Here is a 20,982-nt window from a genome sequence, read left to right on the forward strand (position 1 = left end):
GCGGGGCAAGCCCGCTCGCCACACCAAACCCTCCAGCCACACGATCAGCGCCAGTCATCCATGAGGAAAATCCCATGTATTCACGCCGACAAATACTGCTAGCCACCGGCGGCCTGGGTGTCGCCGTCCTGGCCGGCGGCCTGCTCAAACAGCTCAACCTGGTCACCGACGCCGAAGCCGCGGAAACCTTCGAGGTCAACCATACCGATGCCCAGTGGCGCAGCCTGCTCAGCGCCGAGCAATTCGACATTCTGCGCGAGGAGGGCACCGAACGGCCTTACACCAGCCCGCTCAACGATGAGCACCGCACAGGCACTTTCGCCTGCGCCGGCTGTGCGCTGCCTTTGTTCTCCTCGGCCACCAAGTTCGAAAGCCACACCGGTTGGCCAAGCTTCTGGCAGCCACTGGACAACGCGGTCGCCAGCCACGTCGACACGTCCTTTGGCGTGGTGCGCAAGGAGATTCACTGCCGCCGCTGTGGTGGCCACCAAGGGCACGTTTTCGACGATGGCCCTGCACCCACCGGCCTACGCTATTGCATGAACGGCGCGGCCATGACGTTCACGGCGGCTTAAGCCGATGTTTATCAATACTTATAAGGGACGATCCCATGTGGCTTCTGGTTCTCGCGTATCTGGGCGGCGTGCTGACAATTGTCAGCCCGTGCATCCTGCCTGTTCTGCCTTTTGTCTTCGCTCGCACCGGGCAGCCGTTTATGCGCAGTGGCTTGCCGCTGTTGGCGGGGATGGCGGTGACGTTCGCCCTGGTGGCCTCGCTGGCGGCAGTGGGCGGCGGTTGGGTGGTGCAAGTCAATCAATACGGGCGCTGGCTCGCGTTGCTGTGCGTTGCCCTGTTCGGACTCACGCTGTTGCTGCCGCAATTGTCGCAGCGCCTGACGCGGCCCTTGGTGGCCGCCGGCAGTCGCCTGTCCGAAGCCGCTGGAGCCGACGCCAGACCGCGTCCGGGCGCCTCGTTCCTGATCGGCGTGGCCACCGGTTTGCTCTGGGCTCCCTGCGCCGGGCCCATCCTCGGGTTGGTACTGACCGGCGCGGCACTGCAGGGCGCCAGCATCGGCACGACCTTGCTGTTGCTGGCCTACGCCGCCGGTGCTGCGACGTCACTGGCGCTGGCGCTGCTGGTCGGCGGTAAAGTCTTTGGCTTGATGAAAAAGTCGCTCGGCGCCGGCGAATGGCTGCGCCGCGGTCTGGGTGCACTGATGTTGGCCGGCGTGGCCGCCATCGCGCTGGGCCTGGACACCGGGGTGCTGTCGCGCTTGTCGACAGCCTCCACCGGCGGCCTGGAACAAAGCCTGGTGAACACACTCAGCGCCAAGCCCGAACAGAAGAGCGGCGCGATGATGGCGGCGGCCAACCACAGCGATTCGCTGCCCATCGAAGGGGCTTTGCCGGCGCTGGACGGCGCGGTGCAGTGGCTCAACAGCCCGCCACTGAGCGCCGAAGCGCTCAAAGGCAAAGTGGTGCTGGTGGATTTCTGGACCTACTCCTGCATCAACTGCCTGCGCAGCTTGCCGTATGTCAAAGCCTGGGCCGAGAAATACCACGACCAGGGCCTGGTGGTGATTGGCGTACACGCCCCGGAATTCGCCTTTGAACGCGACGTGAGCAACGTCACCAAGGCCATGAAGGATCTGGGCATCACCTACCCGGTGGCGATCGACAACAACTATAAAATCTGGCGCGCCTTCAACAACCAGTACTGGCCGGCGCACTACTTTGCCGATGCCAAGGGCCAGATTCGCTATCACCACTTTGGTGAGGGCGATTACGCCGAGTCCGAACGCGTCATTCAACAACTGCTGCGTGAGGCTGGCGCGACCCACGTCGCCGGTGGCTTGATCGAAGCCGACGCCAAGGGCGTGCAGCAAGCGCCGGACATGAACGAGGTGCAATCGCCGGAAACCTACCTGGGCTTCCAGCGTGCGGAAAACTTCGTCACCACCGGCACCCTGGGCACTGACACCGTGGTGAATTACCCGGCAGCCGGCACCCTGGCGCTGAACAACTGGACCCTGGAAGGCCCATGGAATGTCGGCGGCCAGCAAGCCACCCTCGACCGGGCTGGCGGGCGCATCGTCTACCGCTTCCATGCCCGTGACCTGCACCTGGTGCTGGGCCCGGGTGCCGATGGCAAGCCGGTGCGTTTCAAGGTGACGATTGACGGCCAAGCGCCGGGCAATGCCCACGGCACGGATGTGGCGCCCGATGGCAGCGGCACGGTGACCGAGCAACGCCTGTATCAGCTCGTGCGCCAGCCTGCCGGGGTCAAGGACCGCACCTTCAGCATCGAATTTCTCGACCCGCACGTGGCGGCTTATGCCTTCACCTTCGGCTGACCCACCAATCTTGAAGTGAAAACCCAATCAATGTGGGAGCAGGCAAGTCAGCTCCCACACTCGACCGCGCTCTGGAGTGAGTTTTATGAGACTTCTCAAAATTTTACCCGCATTGGCCTTCGCCACCTTCGTCGGTCAAAGCTCGGCCTTTTCTTTCGGCGCCTCCGATGACGCGGTGATGATCGCGCCGCCCGCGCTGGACCTGCCGGCCGAGTCCGGCAACCTGCAAACCGCGGTGTTTGCCGGTGGCTGTTTCTGGGGCGTGCAAGGGGTGTTCCAGCATGTACAGGGCGTGAAAAACGCCGTGTCCGGCTACGACGGCGGCGCGGCCAACACGGCGCAGTACGAGTCGGTCAGCGAGGGCGACACCGGCCACGCCGAGTCGGTGTCGGTGACCTACGATCCGAGCAAGGTCAGCTACGGCAAGCTGCTGCAGATCTACTTCTCGGTGGCCCACAACCCCACCGAACTCAACCGCCAGGGCCCGGACAGTGGCACCCAGTACCGCTCTGAGATTTTCGCGCAAAATGCCGAGCAGCAAAAAGTCGCCCAGGCCTACATCGCGCAGCTCGACGCTGCCAAGGCCTTCGCCAAGCCGATCGTGACCAAAGTGGAGATGGGCAAGGCGTTTTACCCCGCCGAGTCTTATCACCAGGACTTCCTCACCGAGAACCCGTCCTACCCCTACATCGTGATCAATGACCTGCCGAAAGTGGCGCAGCTGAAAAAGCTGTTTCCGGACCAATACCGCGCAGAACCCGTACTGGTAAAAAACCAATAACCAACACAAAACCCAATGTGGGAGCGGCTTGCCCGCGATGGCGTCCGTTCAGTCACCACCGATGCAACTGAACCTGCGCTATCGCGGGCAAGCCCGCTCCCACAGTTTTAACCTTTGGCGTTTGCCAGATAAGGCGCCAACCGCCGCCCCATTTCCTCACCCAACGCCTGCAACCCGCTCAGCGGCCGCACCATCACTTCAAACTCGACGATTTGCCCCGACTCATTAAAACGAATCAGGTCAATCCCCTTGAGCTGCTTGTCGCCCACCCGCGCGCTGAACTCCAGCACCACACTGAGCCCGTCGGCCGTGGCCATTTCACGGTGGTACTTGAAGTCTTCAAACACCGTGATCACGGTGTTCAGAATCATCGACACCACGGGCGCGCCAGGGTAGGGCGTGTGGGCCATGGGTGAGCGGAAGACGGCATCAGGCGCCAGCAGTTCGGGCAGCGATTGCAGATCGCGCCCGGCCAGCATCGCGTGCCAGCGTTGCAACGTCTGAGCGGCGGCGGGGGTCAGTGTCAGTTCGGACATGCGCTGTACCTGTTCTTGGGATGGGAAGGCCTTTCACCTGCCCAACATAAGAGCGGCACCTGAGCAGGGTCAATCACCCGAACTGACAGTTAAGTGACTGCAACTCACACCACTTCCAGGTACGAGCTATGAATCGCCCGTGCCAGCTCACGCACCGTGTCGATAAAGTCCGTCAGGCGGCTGTGCAAGCCGTCCTCCAGAATCTCATCGATCCCGGTATAGCGCAGGCGCGCCTCGAATTCCGCCGCCAGGCGCTGCGCCGTGCGCCCATAGCTGCCGGGCAAGCCCGCGAGGATATGGCTCAGCTCCTCGATACACGCATGCAACGAACGCGGCACGTCACTGCGCAGCAGCAGCAACTCCGATACCGAGCGCGCATTCAAGGCATTCGGGTACAGCTCGGTGTAGGCCTCAAACGACGACAACGCCCGCAGCAGGGCGCTCCACTGGTAATAGCCGCGTGCCGACAAGTCGCTGACTTCTTCCGACTCCTCGCCAAACATCTCATAGCGCGCGTCCAGTAAGCGCAAGGTGTTGTCCGCGCGCTCGACGAAGGTGCCCAGGCGGATAAACCGGTATGCGTCATTGCGCATGATGGTGCCGGAGGTCGCGCCGCGGAACAGGTGCGAACGCTGCTTGACCCAGTCACAGAAGTGGCTGATGCCGTGCCGCGCGAGGCCACCGGCGGCGATGCTGCGCATTTCCAGCCAGGTGGCGTTAAGGTTTTCCCACATGTCGGCGGTAATGCGTCCGCGTACCGCGTGGGCGTTGCCCCGCGCGGCACGCAGGCAGTTGTAGATGCTGGCGGGGTTTTCTTCGTCGAGGGCGAAGAAGTGCAGCATGAGCGTCGCGTCCAGCTCTTTGTGACGCTCCAGGTAATTCTCCAGGGTGCCGCTGCTGAGCAACGCCATCGCCAGTTCGTCCAGCCCATCGCTGTGCCCGGCCTGGGGCATCAGCGACAGCGAGTAACTGACTTCAAGCATGCGCGCCAGGTTTTCGGCGCGTTCCAGGTAACGCGACATCCAGTACAGATCTGCGGCGGTTCTACTCAACATACTCAGCCCTCCACCACCCAGGTGTCCTTGGTTCCGCCGCCTTGCGACGAGTTGACGATCAACGAGCCTTCCTTCAATGCCACGCGGGTCAGGCCGCCGGGCACCAGGCGGGTTTCCTTGCCCGAGAGTACGAACGGGCGCAGGTCGATATGCCGCGGCGCAATGCCGTTTTCGACGAAGGTGGGGCAGGTGGACAGGCTCAGGGTCGGTTGGGCGATGTAGGCGTGGGGACGTGCCTTGATGCGTTGGCGGAAGTCCTCGATTTCGGCGGCGGTGGAGGCCGGGCCGACCAGCATGCCGTAGCCGCCCGAGCCCTGGGTTTCCTTGACCACCAATTCCGGCAAGTGGGCGAGCACGTGGGACAGTTCATCCGGCTTGCGGCACTGAAAGGTCGGCACGTTTTGCAGAATCGGCTCTTCATCCAGGTAGAAACGGATCATCTGCGGCACGTACGGGTAAATCGACTTGTCATCGGCCACGCCGGTGCCAATTGCATTGGCCAGCACCACATTGCCGGCACAATAGGCGGCAACCAGCCCCGGCACGCCGAGCATCGAATCGGGATTGAAGGCCTTGGGGTCGAGGAAGGCGTCGTCGATTCGCCGGTAAATCACATCCACCGGCTTGGGCCCGTCGGTGGTGCGCATGAACACCTTGAGGTCGTGCACGAACAGGTCGGCGCCTTCGACCAGTTCCACGCCCATTTCTCGGGCGAGGAAGGCGTGTTCGAAGAAGGCGCTGTTGAAGCGGCCCGGGGTCAGCACCACCACGTTGGGGTTGTCGAGGCGGCTGGAACTTTTCAGGGTCTTGAGCAGCAGGTTGGGGTAGTGGTCCACCGGCGCGATGCGCTGCTTGGCGAACACTTCCGGGAACAGGCGCATCATCATCTTGCGGTCTTCGAGCATGTAGCTCACGCCGCTGGGGGTGCGCAGGTTGTCTTCGAGCACGTAGTAGGTGCCGTCGCCGTCGCGCACCAGGTCAACCCCGGAAATGTGCGAGTAGATGTCGCGGTGCAGGTCCAGCCCGACCATCGCCTTCTGATAACCCTCGTTGCCCAGCACCTGCTCGGCGGGAATGATCCCGGCCTTGATGATGCGTTGGTCGTGATAGATGTCGGCCAGGAACATGTTCAGCGCATTGACGCGCTGGATACAGCCGCGTTCGATCACGCTCCATTCAGTGGCGGGGATGCTGCGGGGAATGATGTCGAAGGGGATCAGGCGCTCGGTGTCCTGCTCGTCGCCGTAGAGGGTGAAGGTGATCCCGGCGCGGTGGAACAGCAAATCGGCTTCGCGGCGCCTTTGCGCCAGCAGTTCCGGCGGCGTGTTGGCCAGCCAGCGGGAGAAATCCTGATAGTGCGCACGGCACACGCCATGTGCGTCATTCATTTCATCAAAGAAAGATCGAGCCATTCCAGTACCTTGTCAGTGCCCAGGGGTGCTTGGGTGGCACTGCCGCTTTAAAAAACGCATTTTTTTATGAGCCCGTGGCTGATCGTGCCAACAGGCCTGGTCCTTACTTTCTTATGGGGTCGGCTCTGGGTCGGGGGGTAACGAATGCTCCTGAATCCGGGCAGATGAATGGATAAAGCAATGCGTGTGCCGGAACCGGGGATTGTGTTGATTTAATCCTGCGGCGAGCGGGCTGATGGTGGTAGCGGGCGTGCTGTGGCGAGCGGCCTCCCCCGCGTTGGGCTGCGCAGCGGCCCCCAGCGAAAGCAGGCGCGCTGCGCACGCCAACGCGGGGCAAGCCCGCTCACTACAAGGGTGCAGGGCCTGTTCCACAATGGTGCATGAACAAACTTGAACTTCACCGCTGCCTGATTCTTCTAACGAGACTCGCAATCTTGTGGAGCACCGTCGTGCCCAGAATCATCTCCCCGAACACCCCCGAAGCAGCGCTGGACGATCACAGTGAACACAACGCCAAGATTTTTGGTTCGCCCAAGGACCGCCTTGACTTCTATCGCCGCGAAATCCAGTACGAAACCTCCATCCTGGCCAACCGCACCGATGCCTACCTGACGGCGCAGTCGTTTCTGGTCATCGCGTTTGTCTCCGGCATGGGCAACCTGAACCCGGAATGGGGCAAGTTTTTCACCCTGATCGTGCCGGTGTTCCTGGCCTCCCTGGGAGTGCTCAGTTCCCTGAATGCCTGGCCGGGGATCCGTGCCGCGTACGAAATCATCGACCACTGGCACTACAAACAAAGCGAATTGCTGCGCAGCGAGCCGGTCATGGGCATGGCCTATGACGATTCGCCGCTGTTTTGCGAAACCGAGTCGTCGCACAAGGGCTATCGCAAGTCGCTGCTGTTTTCCATGCGCGCGCCATGGCTGTTCATGGTGTTCTGGCTGTTGCTGGGCGTCTACGCGTTCTACATCCAGATCGATAACCCTGTGTCTTGAGCACTGCTGCTTAAATCGTCGGAACTTCATCGTCCTGCGCGGGACCTTACCTTTACGCAGGATGTGTTTTCCGAAACTGCGAAGAGGTGACCCCCATGAATACAAGCAACGATCCGCAAGTCAGCAACCGCAACGACCCGGCCATCGATGGTGGAGAGCCGGCGCCCGGCACTGGCGCCGACGCGCCTAAAGACCCCAAGCCTGCCAGCGATCCAAAAGCCAAGGAAAACGACTACAGCCCCGACTTCAAGCCTGAGCCCGAAGTCAAGCCTGAGACGGATGCCGATATCGATACCCAAGGCGGTTAGAGGAGACGGTCATGTCAGAACAAGACGACGAAGAACTCAACGACCCGGGCAACGAAGACCCGGGCTCATTGATGGATGATGCAGAAGTGCCGCTGAACGATCTGGATGACGCGGCCGATGTAGGTCATACCGAAAATCAGGACTGAGCTGCAATCTTTTGAGCTTTCACCTTGGCACGTCGTTCATACCAGGCCAGCATCGGCTGGGTACTCAGGCCATGAACGACGATGCTCAAGGCGATTACCGACACCGTAAGGTTCACCGCCACCGCACTGCTGGTGCCGATCAACCCATGGTTGAGCGCGTAGAACAGGTAGTAGATGCTGCCGATCCCGCGAATGCCGAACCAGCCCATCAAGCCACGCTGCCGATAGTCGATCAGGCTGCCCCAGGGTACGGCCAGCACACTCGCCGGCCGAATCACGCAAAACAACAGCGCCGCCACCGGCAGCGCGCGCCAGTCCCAATGACTGACCAGAATGATCCCCAGCAGCGTCACCAGGAAAACCTCCATCGAGCGTTCCACCAGGCTGCCGAATGACAGCATGTCGCCCATCATCACACCGGCGGCGATCTGTGTGTCTTGCAGTTCACTGACATCACCTTGGAGCGCGCGTGCAGGTTCCACCTCCAGATGGCCCACCACCGGCAATGCCAAGTGCTCGGAGGGCGTCTGCGAATTGCCCGTTGACCTGAACTCTGCCTGGCGCAAGCCGAGCCCGGCGGCGAACACCGACAAAAAGCCGTAGCCGCCCACCGCCTCGGCCGCCACGTAGGCCAGGGCGATCAACGCCAGCGTCAGGTAATCGTTGGGCGACAAGGTGCTGTCTTCATTGGTGATGCGCATCCACAAGGTCACGCGGCCGATGCCCCGGCCCATCCAGTAGCCGATCAGCAACCCGGCCGGTACGGCCCACAGCAGGTTTTTCAGGGCCCAGACGCCCAGCCAGTCACCGTCAAAGCCGCCATGCTGCATGAATAACAGCGCAAAAATCACAAACGGAAACGCCGTGCCATCGTTCAAGCCGGCCTCGCCCGACAGGCCAAAACGCAGCGCGTCGTAGTCCTGCGCATTGTTGACCTGAACCAGGCCGGCCAGCACCGGGTCGGTCGGCGCCAGAATGGCACCGACCAGCAGCGAAACGCCCCAGGAAAGCCCGAACAGGTAATGCAGCGCGAGGCCACTGCCCAGGATAGTCAGCAACATCACCGGGCCTGCCATGCCAAACGCAATGCGCCAGGTGCGATGCCGCAATGGCAGGCGCAGCTTCAAGCCGCTGACGAACAGCGAAAACAGCACCGCCACTTCCGTCAAGTGCTCCATCCAGCGTGCGGAAGCCTTGATGTCCATCTGCAGCAGGTCCATGCCCAGGGGCCCAATGGCGATGCCCAGCAACAGGCAGACTGCCGAGGTCGTCACCGGCATCCAGCGCAGGTAGGAGGAGGTGAGGGCGAGGGTCAGCAATACCGCGCCGAGTACGGCCAACCAAAGAATAAAAGTCATCGAACGTGCACCGTGGCCGTGGTTTGTAGCCGTTGGAGGACCACGACCCGGTACTGGTTCAAAGTTGTTGGGTCAGGTGTTGATCCACGAATGATCGGCGCCGATCCTGATGTTGAACCGGTAGCGAAGCGGGTAGTAGTGGTGTTTGATTTTTTGTATCTGCTCACGCAGATGATCCGGTGGCGCAAGCCCTTTGCTGGCGTAGACGCCAAGTACGTCGTTTTCAATGTCGACGATAGGGCCGGACGAGACGAGGCTGCCGTCGACCAGCTTGGACTCTTTGGCTAATCCATCCAAACCCAGGTCGTACAGGTCGGGCCGTTTCGACTTGAGGATGTCATTGAACAGATTCGGGCCTGCGGTCTCGAATATCTTGCGTTCATAAGCGCTGAATTCGGGTGTGTAGTGCACCCGGCCATTGGCGGATTTCGTGGCAGTGGGGCGGTTGGCCGCGAAGTACGCCTTGTTGGCTTTAAAACGTTGGTTCATCTGCGTGATCATCGCCTCGATGATCGGGTTGCCAGGGCGTGTCGCGAAGTTACTGGTGTTATAGAACGGTGTGTAGTCGGTCAGGCGATGCACGACCGGCGCGCCGAGCAGAACATCGTCAGCGCCGGCGAGCAATGCGCCGGTGCCGATGTTTTTTTGAATGACGTCATCGGTGTCCAGGTACACACCGCCGTGCTTGTTCATGATGGGATAACGCGCAACGTCCGAGGCGGCCGCCAGGTTTTTGCCTTGCCCCTGCCGAAAGTAGTCGTACATTTCGCCGCGCCTGAGTTGCTTGAAGACTTCGTCCTCATGCAGGTTCACGATCTTCACGCCGGGCACCTTGCTCTCCAGCGTGTTTTTTATGCGTTGAAACACCGCCGGGCTGTCGGCATCGACGTGAAGGATGGAGGTATAACCGGGCGCCTGAGTGGCGTTCCTGGCGATGTTGTCGGCCAGGTGCGACGGTATTTCCTGGCCGGCCCAAAAATAGTGCAGCGCCTTGGGCAGCGGTTTCACTTCGTTTGGCAGCTTCAGCACCGACGGCGGTGAGACATCAATAAAGGTGTACTGATGCGCGTCGGCCTTTTTAGCTTTGCTGAACTCATCAAGCGTTCCCCGTTGCCACTTGCCCTTGGCACTTCGCCAGAAATACTTCGTGGGCGTGTCATCGATACCGGTGGCGAGCGGGGTCAGTTTCCACGCGCCGGCCGAACTGTCGAAGATGACGCTGTGTTCGGCGCCTTTGTGATTGAGCCTGAACGGCGTGGCTGCATGTTCGACAACGTCGATGTCATCCATCGGGACCACGTAAGTGCTGTCGCCAAATTTCCAGGGCGTGGGTGTGTCATGAGCGCCACCCAGCAGCCGGGCGGACCTGGAGGTGGGTTCCCAGCCGGACACACCGAGGTCCCTGATGGCGATGTCTGGCCCCGTGCCATTGGGGTGCCGGATGACTCGCTGGCCATCCTTCAAGCGTGACTCATAAAGTGTTCCGTCGACCTTTACATATTCTTTTTTACTGCGGCCTACGTACACGTTGCCCTGCAAACCCTTGGTCGACAGCGCGTGCGGGGCTATGTGTCTGGCTTCATAACCGCGCAGGTTGGCGTCCAGTGTCCGGGTCTGGCCACTGGCCGCCAGGCGCTTGGGCGTGAAGTCTTTGAGCGGGGGGCCAAAGGGGTATTTTTTTACCGCGTCGTATTGGTGCCAGTGACCCTGGAACAGCACGGCATGACCTTCAACAGTGTGTTGCCCGACCTTGAACGTGCCGTTTGCCGCCAGACCCTGTTGCCGATCGGCGATCTTTACCAGGTCATCGCCGCCGAGGGCGTGCAGGCTGCTGGCGTCGTTTGAGTTGGGGCTGTCGACGACAAAGTTTTCCAGCGGTTTGCCGTACGCCTGTTGGGTGCGCGGATTAACGGCATACCACTGTTGGGTCGCCTCATCGAATGTGGCCAGCGCTGGGGTGCTCTGCGCGCGGTGGGAGGCCCTGAAGGTGCCTTGCGCGATATCGGGCTTTTTCGCCAACTCAAGCAGGTTGACACTGCGGTAAGACCCGCGCAGGTGCTTGAGGCCCCTATAGCTGGCGCCGGCTAAGCTGCGGACGCCGTTGGCGACTCCGCGCGCCAGGTCATCCACCCCGCTCAGGGGGTTGAGCGAGCCGACCGCCGCGCGCCCGACAATCTTGAACGTCTGGCCGAGCCTGGAGATGGCCGACGCGCCGGCAAATGCGCCTTTCGCGCCCTTGGCCGCAGCCCCCAGGCCCACCGCGAAACCAAAGATATCGAAGGCCAGATCGACGATACCGTCCTTCGCGTTGCCGTCGATGAAATGCTTGATGGCTGACCTGAACGGGATCAGATTCAGCGCTACGTCCTCAACCACCTTATAGGTCGGTACTTCAGTGTCGAACGTCGTCACGCCTCTGGCGCTGCGGTGCACAGCGGGCAGGTTGATGTCTTCGATCAGCGCATCGGCCATGTACCGGGTTCGGTCACTGGCGAAGCTATCAGGCACGGTGTGCGCACCTTTGCGCTCATCCAGCAGGGCCGATGAGTATTCACCCGCAGGCTTTACGGCATCGTAGCGTTTGCCGGGTGACGGATACCAACCGCCGGCGGGTGGGTACGCTTTGTAGGTCTGGCCCGGCCGCCGGGTCACCGTGCCCTTGAGGCGGTCGACTGCATAGGTCATGGCCTTGCCATTGCGCTGGGTCTCGACCAGTAGAACGCCTTCTGCAACGCGGCGATCGTCTCGGCTGTATTCAATTTCCTTGCGCACGCTTATTTTGCCGAATTCCAGGTTTTGCCGGTCTTCCAGCGGCAGCTTGGCGATCAAGTGCTTGAGTTGCGCAGTGGTGGTCTTTTTTACCCGGCTGGTGTAAGCCCCAAACGCTTCATCAAACGCATCCTGCGGACGCGGCAGGTCTTTAAGCGTCGCCAGAGCGGCGTTGATGTTGATCGCATGCGAGGACGCTACCCAAGCCCCCGGCGCGCCATCCGTGGGCAAAGCGACGTTGCCCAGCGTCACCGCGCTGGCAGCCGCGCGACCGGCCCGGCCCCAATCATCGGACGAGTCGGGCGCGCCGAGCAGGGCTCTGCCGTCGATAAACAGATCCAGCAGCGAGTAAGGCCCCGGGAAGTGCCTGCTGGCGGGCTGCGAGGTGATGCATTTTTCTTCGAACAGGTTCGGGTCCATCGCCGGCAAAGCGAGTTTCAGTTGTGCCAGCGCCAGCGCTTTTGTGGTCGGCATCTCGCCGATCTGCGTTTGGGCAGCCTCTCTCAACTCATTGACCTGGGCACTGAATCGCTGACGCACCAGGGCCATGGCTGCATCGGTGGTCGGGTAGTGCAGGCCATTGCCAACGGCCCAGTCCTTGATCGCTTCATGCTGGGCGGCGTATTCAATGCGGCGCTCGTCATCGGTCACGGGTGCAATGCTGCCCTCCAGCATGACGCGCGCATAGCTCATCGCCGCCGTTGCCCCCGGCGATTTTGCCTCGATGCGCGCGACCGCCGTGGCAAAGCTGACCCAGCTGTGGGTGCCCACGGCCACCTGATCGGGGATGTCCTTGACCAGAAGCGCCGGCGCCCGGCTGGCAAGCAAAAGGTGAGTCAGCACGCAAGCGGTGGCCGGGGAGGACGCTCGCCCGGTGGTCACCAGGTGGTCTTCCATCTCGCTGATGATCGTAGACGCGGACTTGCCGGCGTTTTCGGCGCAGAACAGCGTGTAACCTTCAATGCTCAGGGGCGTGTCTGACCGCGCAGCGCCAAACGGATCGTCCACCCTGACACGCTCCACGTTCAATGCCGCCAGTAGCCAATCGGTGGCACTGCCCTTGATTGACCGTGCCTCGAAGCTGGCCTGGATGGCCTCGCCCAGTGCCTTGCCTCTGGGCGTGTTGAGCAACTCGTCGAGTAAGCGTCGCGGCTGGCTCAGCGCTGAGGGCGTGAGAGGCCTGTTGTCGAGCAGGTACTCCAGGACATTGTTAAACGGGCGCACATCAATGTCGCCAAAGCCGCCTGCGTACAGGCCGCTACTCAACAGTCGCTGGTTGCGCTGATCCAGGGGTTGCGGCCAGCTCAGCGCACCGCCAAGGTTCCCGTGGGTGGGGGTATTGGGCGGTGGCGTGGTGATTGCTTGGGCAAGGTTGTCCATGGCTTCGCGGCTGGTCGGCACATCCCAGCCGTTATCTTCCAGGAACCGCTTGAGGCTGACCTCGGCCCACGCCTGCATGTGATCGCTGCGGTACGTGCTGTGGGTGCCCAGTTGAATGGTGTTTTCCTGTAACTCATCGGCGATGTCGGCATTTGATCGCGTGCCGTCTTTCAACTGCGCTGACAGGTACCGTAACGACGCTGCGGCCTGGTGCTGCGCGTGCGTATCGTCGACGACGGATTTCTGGCTTTGCAGGGCACGTTCGCTGCGCGATTCCACCACGTCGGAAAAAACCACCGGGTCGAGCCTGGCGAAGCGGCGCTCGCGGCTGAGTACGTCGGCGCGCTGTGTTAGCGCCGAGCCCGAAAGGTGGGGCGGCTCTTTATAAAAGTTGCCCACCAGCGCCAAGGGCGCGATGTGCTCGTTTGTAGCGCCCGGCAGGGTGAAGGTCGCATCTGCCTGGCCGGCGGCGATGACGCGTGCCGCCTGGAGCACCGGGCCGCTGATGGCGCCCCAGTCTCTGTCGTCCAGCCCCAGCGTGTGCAGCGTCTGGGCGGGATCCAGGTAGCGCTTTCGCGTGAAGTGAATCCGCCCCGACGCCGGGTTGAGGCTGATCGAGTGGCTGTCTATGCCCTTGTCATGGATCCACTGGGCCACGTCCGGTGATCGCAAGGCGTTTGCCAGCTGCGCCCACCACTGCCCGAAGGTTGAATGCGCGGGGATGGGCCAGATTTTCTGGTCAGCGTCGCGGGCGGTCACGCCGGTTGCGCCGCGCAGTGCAGCGCCGTATTGAGCCGCCAGCTCGCGATCACCGTGGGCCCGGGTGCCTTCGATGTCTGGCTGAATGGGCGCGCCGGGCTCAGAGGTGAGCCTGGGCGGCGCAACGCTGTTGTCAGGAACCTGCGTTGGCTGCACGTGCGCAGCGTGAGGGTTGGAAATACGGGTCATAAAGTCTGTCACCTGGGCAGGGGAATACGCCACGGCACAGTGGCGTGGCCTCCCCTTGTGGCAGTAGTGCGTGCAGCGATTCCGTCGCCTGGCGGCGATAATCTTTACCCCTGATGTCAGCCTTCATGCTCGGATGCCAGGGGTGTCCGTTCGGCTACATCAACGGCTGACATCCCTTACAGGCTCAAGGCCTTTGCATTAACTGCGAGCCGATGGTGTTCAGCCGAATCATGTCCATCAACTGGCGCAACCCTGGCTGCGATTGCCGGCGGCTGGCGTAGTACATGCACAACGGTTCGCCCAGGCAGGCCCAGTCGGGCATCACTTCCACCAGACGGCCGTCGGACAGTTCCTGTTGCACACGGTTGGACAGGCAGTAGGCAATGCCCACACCTTGCAGCGCGGCATTGACGATGGTTTCAGTGTCGGCTGCGCTGAAATGGCCAGGCACGTCGATGCGCTGTTGACGCGGGCCGTTGCCCAGTTCCCATTTGTAAGTGGTCTTGTCTCCCAGGTACATGCGGATGCACGCGTGTTGCAGCAGGTCTTTGGGAACCTGTGGCGTCCCGTGACGTGCGAGGTAGGCAGGGGAGGCGACCACGATCCAGCGCAACGGGCCGGTCAGCGGCACCGCGACCATGTCTTGTGGCACGGTCGCGCCATACCGGATACCGGCGTCGTAGCCTTCGGCAATGATGTCGATCATCGCGTCCTGCACGATCAGGTCCAGGCGCAGTTGCGGGTAGGCGGTGGCGAAGTCGCCGAGGATCGGCGCCAACAGCAGCACCGCGGCATCCCTGGGCACATTGAGACGCAGGCGGCCAATCGGCGCTTCACGGTACAGCTCGAGGGTGTCGAGGCCGTCCTGGATGGTGGCAAAACCCAGGCTGAGCTTTTCGGCGAGCAGGGTGCCGGCGTCGGTGGGCTCCACGGCGCGGCTGGTGCGGTACAGCAACTTGACCCCAAGGCGGGTTTCCAGGTTGCGCATGGTGTGGCTCAACGCCGACGTGGTCACCCCCAGTTCGTGGGCGGCATGGCGGAAACTGCGACGGCGGATGATCGCCATGAACACATTCAGGTCGGCCAGTTCGGAACGATTGAAAGCAGCCATTTCAAGCCTCTTTTATGGGAGTTCGGTTGCATGCGGCGTTGAGCCCTATTCAACCTCGGATGATCTAGAGTAATTGCTTTTTTAAGCAATGTTGTGGGCAGGGGTATTTTTTTATGCGCATCGAGACCATCCGGATTTCTGGCATAGACAAGCCGGTCTCGCGGATTGCCCTTGGCACCTGGTCCATGGGCGGACACTTGTGGGGCGGCGCGGATGACGAACAGTCGACCAGGACCCTGCGCCATGCCTTGAACTGCGGCATCAACCTGATCGACACCGCCCCGGTGTATGGCTTTGGGCTGTCCGAGGAGCTGATCGGCAAAGCCTTGCGCGGCGTACGTCACTCGGCAGTCATCGCTACCAAAGCCGGGCTGCAGTGGGAAGACGGCACCCCGCGCCGCAATGCCACGGCCGAGCGCATTCGCAAAGAGGTCGAGGATTCATTGCGACGCCTGGAGACCGACTACATCGACCTGTATCAGGTGCACTGGCCCGACCCGCTGGTGGCCCAGCAGGAAACCGCCGAGGCGCTGGAGCGCCTGCGCCGTGAAGGCAAGATCCTGGCGGTGGGCGTGAGCAACTACTCGAGTGCGCAGTTGGACGAGTTCAGTCGTCACACGGCCCTGGCCACGGTGCAACCGCCGTACAACGTGTTCGAGCGCGCCATTGACAGCGACATCCTGCCGTATGCAAAGCGACACTCGCTGGTGGTGTTGGCTTATGGCCCGCTGTGCCGAGGGTTGCTGGCCGGCAATATGCATTCGGCCACCCGCTTTGCTGGCGACGACGTACGCAATCTCGACCCCAAGTTCAGGGCGCCGCGTTTCGAGCAGTACCTGGCGGCGGTGGCGGCACTGGACGTGTATGCCCGCGAATGCCATGGCAAATCCGTACTGGCCCTGGCACTGCGTTGGGTATTGGACCAGGGCCCAACCATCGCGCTGTGGGGTGCCCGTCGGCCGGAGCAGTTGAAGGGCTTCGACGAGGCATTCGGCTGGCACCTGAGCGCCGACGACTTGACACATATCGACCGTATTCTCGCCAGCACGATAAAAGATCCGATTGGCCCGGAATTTATGGCCCCAGCTAAACGTTAGCCCTAGCGACAGGGAGGTCAGCGAGAAAAATAACTGACATCCCCGTACGTTGAGGTTTTTTGCATGAAGCGCGGTACCGTATTCAAGATCGCTGGTGGTTTGCTGTGTGTGCTTGCGCTGGTCGGCGCCTGGCAGTGGCGGGGCAACCCCGATGCTTTATGGCATATCGTCAGCCAGCAATGCGTGCCCCATCAGCAACAGCAGCAAAACCCCAGCCCGTGCCTGGCGGTGGACCTGGACCGTGGCTACACGCTGTTCAAAGACCGCAACGGCCCGCTGCATGATGTGTTGATTCCGGTCGATAAGGTCACCGGCATTGAAGACCCTGCGCTGGGTCGACAGTTGCTGCCGCATTACTTTGCCCAGGCCTGGCGGCATCGCAGTGTGCTGTCCGACGGCTTGCAACAGCCGATTTCGGACGCGTTCCTCTCGGTGGCGATCAACTCACGTTACGGCCGCTCGCAAAACCAGTTGCACGTGCACATCGCGTGCCTGCGCCCGGAGGTGTTTGCCGCGCTGAACCGGCACAGCAACGACCTCACCGCGCAGTGGCAGGTGCTGCCGACGCGCCTGAAGGGGCACACCTACAGCGCCCGCACGCTGACGGCGGCGGACGCCGATACGCTGGACCCGCTGGCCGTGCTGCGTGAGTATGTCGAGGCGCAGGGCGACGCCATGAGCCAGTACAGCCTGCTGATGACACCGCGCGCCGATGGCAGCCTGGTATTGCTGACCACGCACCTGGCGTTGACCGAACTCAACCTGGGGTCGGCCGGTGAGCTGCAGGACTATCGCTGTGACTTGATGAATGCACATTGACCCCTTTCGGACCTGCCTGCATGCGCTTGACGGTGTTGCCCTCGCTGTTCCTGCTCGTCGGTGTCGCCCCTGCGGCGATCCCATACGGCAGCGGTGTGCGCCTGGGCAACGCCAGTACCCGCATGGGTTTGAACACGCGCTGAGCTGCATTTGAACCGGCCTAATACTGGGCGACCTACACCCGGTCACTTCATTCGCGACCTCTTTAACCGATAAACGACACCCGCCTGAACCTACCCATTGAACGACTGTTCAGTTTGCACTATGTTGACCGCATCCACCCGTTTGCACCTGCACGGGTTCGCGCTTTCTTCTTGAACGAGAGACTCTGGCATGCGGTTTTCCCCCTTCGTTGAACGAATTGCAGGGCAGGGCGTAGCCGCCTGGGACATCCATCACGCCGCGTTCAACGCCGCAAGCCAGGGCGAAGACGTCATCATTCTCAGCGTCGGCGACCCTGACTTCGCCACCCCGTCATTCATCACCGACGCCGCCGTCAGCGCCTTGCGCGAGGGCGACACTCACTACACCGAAATCCCCGGCCGTACAGCGCTGCGCAACGCGATTGCCGCGCGCTACAGCAAGACCTTGTCCCGCCCGTTGAGCGCCGAAAACGTCATCATCGTGCCCGGCGCGCAGAACGCGTTGTTCATCAGTTCGCTGTGCCTGCTGCAAGCCGGTGATGAAGTGCTGGTGCTCGACCCGATGTACGTCACCTACGAAGCCACGCTCAAGGCCAGCGGCGCCACGCTTACACGCGTGCCGTGTTCGCCGGAGTCCGGGTTTCGCCTGGATGCGCAACGGCTCGGCGCTGCGATCACGCCTCGGACCCGGGCGCTGTTCTTCTCCAACCCGAACAACCCCACGGGTGTGGTGCTGAACCCGCAAGAGCTGCAAGCCATTGCCGATCTGGCCATCGCCCACGACCTGTGGGTGGTGGTCGATGAGGTCTACGAAAGCCTGGTGTTCGACGGCGAGTACCACAGCCTTGCCGCGTTGCCGGGCATGGCCGAGCGCTGCATCGTGATCGGCAGTTTGTCCAAATCCCACGCCATGACCGGCTGGCGGATCGGTTGGATCATCGCCGCACCGCAGATGATCGTGCACGCCGAAACCCTGGTACTGAGCATGCTCTATGGCTTGCCGGGCTTTGTGATGGAAGCCGCCACGGCGGCGGTGCTGGCCCATGACGAGGTGACGGTGGGCATGCGCGAAATCTACCGCCGCCGCCGCGACCTGGTGGTGACAGGCCTCAGTGCCTGCCCGGGCATCAAGGTGCAGGCACCGCAAGCCGGCATGTTTGTGCTGGTGGACGTGCGCGGCACGGGCTTGGGGTCATTGGATTTTGCCTGGCGGCTGTTTCGCGAGGCGGGCGTGTCGGTGCTCGATGCCGCCGCCTTTGGTGAGCCCGCGCAAGGGTTTGTGCGCTTGTCCTTCACCCTGGGTGAGGAACGCCTGGCCGAGGCCTGCCGACGCATCGCCGGGTTTGTCGCCCGGCAGGTCGCTGAACCGCGTATCGCCGCCGCACCGCCCCCCGAAGTGGCGCAGCCGGCACAAGCCAGAACGATGATCGAAGTCGTCGACCTGCATAAGCGCTTCGGCAATATCGAGGTGCTCAAAGGTATTTCCCTCACGGCTCACGAAGGCGAGGTGATCTCGCTGATCGGCGCCAGCGGCTCGGGCAAAAGCACCTTGCTGCGCTGCATCAACATGCTCGAGGTACCCGACCAGGGCAGCATTCATGTCGATGGCGAAAGCATCAAGTTGAATTACGGTCTTCCCGGCGCGCCACTGGTGGCCGATGCCAAGCAGTTGGTGCGCATCCGCTCGACCTTGGGCATGGTGTTCCAGAACTTCAACCTGTGGCCCCATCGCACAGTGCTGGAAAACCTCATCGAGGCGCCCATCCAGGTGCTGCGCGAAAGCCGCGCCGAGGCCATCGAGCGCGCCGAAGCCTTGCTCGACCGCGTCGGCCTTGCCGCCAAGCGCAACGAATACCCGGCGTTTCTTTCCGGTGGCCAGCAACAACGCGTGGCGATTGCCCGCGCGTTGGCCATGCGCCCCAAAGTCATGCTGTTTGACGAACCCACCTCGGCCCTCGACCCGGAACTGGTGGGCGAAGTGCTGCGCGTAATCCGCTCGCTGGCCGAAGAAGGCCGCACCATGATCCTGGTCACCCATGAAATGGCCTTCGCCCGGGATGTGTCCTCCAAAGTGGCTTTTCTGCACCAAGGCATGATCGAGGAAACCGGCTCGCCGGACTCGGTGTTTATCGACCCACGCAGTGAACGTTGCCGACAGTTCGTCAACGCGCATCAAACTCGCTAACGCCAAAAAAGACGGGGCAAATCATGAAATCCAGACGCATGGCAACGTGGTTGAGCAGTGCAGTGTTGATGGTGGCCGCCGGGTTTATCCAGGCCGCAGAGAAACCCATCGTGTTCGCGGTGGCGGCAGAACCCTATCCACCGTTTACCGTCAAAGGCGGCAACGGGGAGTGGTCCGGCTTTGAAGTGGACCTGATCCACAAACTCTGTGAAGGCATGAAAGCCGAGTGCCAGATCAAGGAAGTGGCCTGGGATGGCATCATCCCGTCGCTGCTGGCGAAGAAAATCGACGTGATTTTCTCCTCGATGTCGGTTACCGATGAGCGTGAAAAACAGATCGCCTTCAGCCGTGCCTACTACGATTCGCTGCTGGGCGTGGCAGGGCCCAAGGGCGCGACGGTGGATATCACGCCTGAAGGCCTCAAGGGCAAGCTGATCGGCGTGCAGATCTCCACCGTCAGCGCCAATTACCTGAAAAAGTACTACGAGAACATCGCCGACCTTAAGTACTACGACACTCAGGAATCGGCCAACGCCGACCTGATCGCCGGGCGCATCGACTACATGATGGCCGACGACACGGCCATCGCGATGATGGTCAAGACCCCTGAAGCCAGCGGCCTGGCGCATATCGCCAGCGTGCCCTACGACCCGATCATCGGCCGTGGCGTGGGTGCCGGCTTACGCAAGGAAGACACCGCGCTCAAGGCCCGTCTCGACAAGGCGATCGGCGAACTGCTGGTGAGCAAGGACTATGACGACCTGGCCCAGCATTACTTCGGCCTGTCGGTCAGCCCGTGCAAACGCGGCGAGACCCCGGCGTTTGTGAGCAAGACCTGCGACAGCCCGTACCCGCCCATCGCGCAGAAGACCGAATAAGATGCTCGACCTTCTCAGCTTTGGCGAACAAGGGTGGGGCAACGCGCTGCTCAAAGGGTTATGGATGACCCTGCAAATCTCCGCCGGCGCCTTCGCGGTGGGCTTGCTGATCGGCCTGGTGGTGGCCTGCGCCAAGCTCAGCGCGCCACGCCCGGTTGCACAGCTGATGCGCGGTTACACCACCGTGTTTCGTGCGGTGCCGGAACTGCTGCTGATTCTGCTGCTGTACTACGCAGGTTCCATGGGCCTCAACGCGCTGATGCTGTGGCTGGGTTTCGAACAGGTAAACATCAGCGGCCCGCTGGTGGCGATCCTGGTGCTGGGGCTGGTGCAGGGCGCCTATGCCTCGGAAATATTCCGCGCAGCCATCCTGGCCATTCCCCACGGTCAGATCGAGGCGGCGCGGGCGTTTGGCCTGAGCGGGTTTGGCCTGTTCCGCCGGGTGACCTTGCCGATCATGGCGCCGTACGCCTTGGCCGGCATGTCCAACCTGTGGATCAACCTGATCAAGGACAGCGCCTTGATCAGCGTGGTCGGCACCAACGAGCTGCTGTACACGGCCAAGCAGGCGGCCGGTTCCACCCGTCAGTATTTGCTGTTCTACCTCACGGCCGCCGCCTTGTATTACCTGGTGACGCTGGCTTCCAACTACCTGTCCGGGCGCCTGGAGCGACGTATTCGTCGCTGGATGCCGGTTGTCGAGTGAGT

General features: G+C 61.9%; 18 protein-coding genes. 12 read left to right on the plus strand and 6 right to left on the minus strand.

Annotation, left to right across the window (positions count from 1 at the left end):
- Positions 1–74 precede the first annotated feature (74 nt).
- The 3 genes from msrB to msrA all read left to right on the plus strand — a co-directional run bounded on the left by msrB (position 75) and on the right by msrA (position 3,134).
- Positions 75–575, plus strand: a complete 501-nt coding sequence (gene msrB, locus AACU78_RS23815) for a peptide-methionine (R)-S-oxide reductase MsrB (RefSeq protein ID WP_106578120.1) — start codon at positions 75–77, stop codon at positions 573–575.
- Positions 576–610: 35 nt separating this feature from the next.
- Positions 611–2,353: a cytochrome c biogenesis protein DipZ gene (locus tag AACU78_RS23820; RefSeq protein WP_106578121.1), complete on the plus strand. Its 1,743-nt coding sequence runs from the start codon at positions 611–613 to the stop codon at positions 2,351–2,353.
- 85 nt (positions 2,354–2,438) lie between these two features.
- Positions 2,439–3,134: a peptide-methionine (S)-S-oxide reductase MsrA gene (msrA, locus tag AACU78_RS23825; RefSeq protein ID WP_106578122.1), complete on the plus strand. Its 696-nt coding sequence runs from the start codon at positions 2,439–2,441 to the stop codon at positions 3,132–3,134.
- Between the two features lie 107 nt (positions 3,135–3,241).
- Here the strand turns inward: msrA and AACU78_RS23830 are convergent, their stop codons facing one another.
- From AACU78_RS23830 to AACU78_RS23840, 3 genes are all read right to left on the minus strand, one after another.
- A complete protein-coding gene (locus AACU78_RS23830; RefSeq protein WP_106578123.1) occupies positions 3,242–3,670 on the minus strand; it encodes a nuclear transport factor 2 family protein in 429 nt (142 codons plus the stop codon).
- Between the two features lie 104 nt (positions 3,671–3,774).
- Entirely contained in the window at positions 3,775–4,725 is a 951-nt protein-coding gene (locus tag AACU78_RS23835) for an alpha-E domain-containing protein (RefSeq protein WP_106578124.1), read from the minus strand.
- Between the two features lie 2 nt (positions 4,726–4,727).
- Entirely contained in the window at positions 4,728–6,137 is a 1,410-nt protein-coding gene (locus tag AACU78_RS23840) for a circularly permuted type 2 ATP-grasp protein (protein ID WP_106578125.1), read from the minus strand.
- 449 nt (positions 6,138–6,586) lie between these two features.
- On the opposite strand from AACU78_RS23840, the gene AACU78_RS23845 reads away from it, so the two are divergent.
- The 3 genes from AACU78_RS23845 to AACU78_RS23855 all read left to right on the plus strand — a co-directional run bounded on the left by AACU78_RS23845 (position 6,587) and on the right by AACU78_RS23855 (position 7,586).
- Positions 6,587–7,132 (plus strand): hypothetical protein, encoded by a 546-nt coding sequence (locus tag AACU78_RS23845; protein WP_106578126.1) that lies wholly within the window; start codon positions 6,587–6,589, stop codon positions 7,130–7,132.
- 95 nt (positions 7,133–7,227) lie between these two features.
- A complete protein-coding gene (locus tag AACU78_RS23850) occupies positions 7,228–7,440 on the plus strand; it encodes a hypothetical protein (protein ID WP_106578127.1) in 213 nt (70 codons plus the stop codon).
- Positions 7,441–7,451: 11 nt separating this feature from the next.
- Positions 7,452–7,586, plus strand: coding sequence for a hypothetical protein (locus AACU78_RS23855; protein WP_256586972.1), 135 nt, complete (start codon positions 7,452–7,454; stop codon positions 7,584–7,586).
- Here the strand turns inward: AACU78_RS23855 and AACU78_RS23860 are convergent.
- The 3 genes from AACU78_RS23860 to AACU78_RS23870 all read right to left on the minus strand — a co-directional run bounded on the left by AACU78_RS23860 (position 7,577) and on the right by AACU78_RS23870 (position 15,152).
- The gene (locus AACU78_RS23860; protein WP_106578128.1) at positions 7,577–8,944 is read right to left on the minus strand and encodes a cation:proton antiporter; all 1,368 of its coding nucleotides are present in this window, start codon (positions 8,942–8,944) and stop codon (positions 7,577–7,579) included. The genes AACU78_RS23855 and AACU78_RS23860 overlap by 10 nt on opposite strands.
- A 72-nt stretch (positions 8,945–9,016) precedes the next feature.
- Positions 9,017–14,041 (minus strand): glycosyltransferase family 32 protein, encoded by a 5,025-nt coding sequence (locus AACU78_RS23865; RefSeq protein ID WP_106578129.1) that lies wholly within the window; start codon positions 14,039–14,041, stop codon positions 9,017–9,019.
- A 184-nt stretch (positions 14,042–14,225) separates the two neighbouring features.
- On the minus strand, positions 14,226–15,152 hold the full coding sequence (locus AACU78_RS23870) for a LysR family transcriptional regulator (protein WP_106578130.1): 927 nt from the start codon (positions 15,150–15,152) through the stop codon (positions 14,226–14,228).
- 113 nt (positions 15,153–15,265) lie between these two features.
- Between AACU78_RS23870 and AACU78_RS23875 the strand changes: the two genes are divergently transcribed.
- The 6 genes from AACU78_RS23875 to AACU78_RS23900 all read left to right on the plus strand — a co-directional run bounded on the left by AACU78_RS23875 (position 15,266) and on the right by AACU78_RS23900 (position 20,980).
- Positions 15,266–16,249 (plus strand): aldo/keto reductase, encoded by a 984-nt coding sequence (locus AACU78_RS23875; protein ID WP_106578131.1) that lies wholly within the window; start codon positions 15,266–15,268, stop codon positions 16,247–16,249.
- Between the two features lie 63 nt (positions 16,250–16,312).
- Entirely contained in the window at positions 16,313–17,068 is a 756-nt protein-coding gene (locus tag AACU78_RS23880) for a CDP-diacylglycerol diphosphatase (protein WP_106578132.1), read from the plus strand.
- A gap of 20 nt (positions 17,069–17,088) precedes the next feature.
- Complete coding sequence (locus AACU78_RS23885) at positions 17,089–17,211, plus strand: hypothetical protein (RefSeq protein WP_256586973.1); 123 nt, start codon at positions 17,089–17,091, stop codon at positions 17,209–17,211.
- Between the two features lie 190 nt (positions 17,212–17,401).
- Positions 17,402–19,396 (plus strand): aminotransferase class I/II-fold pyridoxal phosphate-dependent enzyme, encoded by a 1,995-nt coding sequence (locus AACU78_RS23890; RefSeq protein WP_106578133.1) that lies wholly within the window; start codon positions 17,402–17,404, stop codon positions 19,394–19,396.
- Positions 19,397–19,419: 23 nt separating this feature from the next.
- The gene (locus AACU78_RS23895; protein ID WP_164487937.1) at positions 19,420–20,274 is read left to right on the plus strand and encodes a transporter substrate-binding domain-containing protein; all 855 of its coding nucleotides are present in this window, start codon (positions 19,420–19,422) and stop codon (positions 20,272–20,274) included.
- Position 20,275: 1 nt separating this feature from the next.
- A complete protein-coding gene (locus AACU78_RS23900; RefSeq protein ID WP_106578135.1) occupies positions 20,276–20,980 on the plus strand; it encodes an ABC transporter permease in 705 nt (234 codons plus the stop codon).
- Positions 20,981–20,982 lie beyond the last annotated feature (2 nt).

The sequence above is a fragment of the Pseudomonas sp. R9.37 genome, assembly GCF_963878885.1.
Classification (GTDB): domain Bacteria; phylum Pseudomonadota; class Gammaproteobacteria; order Pseudomonadales; family Pseudomonadaceae; genus Aquipseudomonas.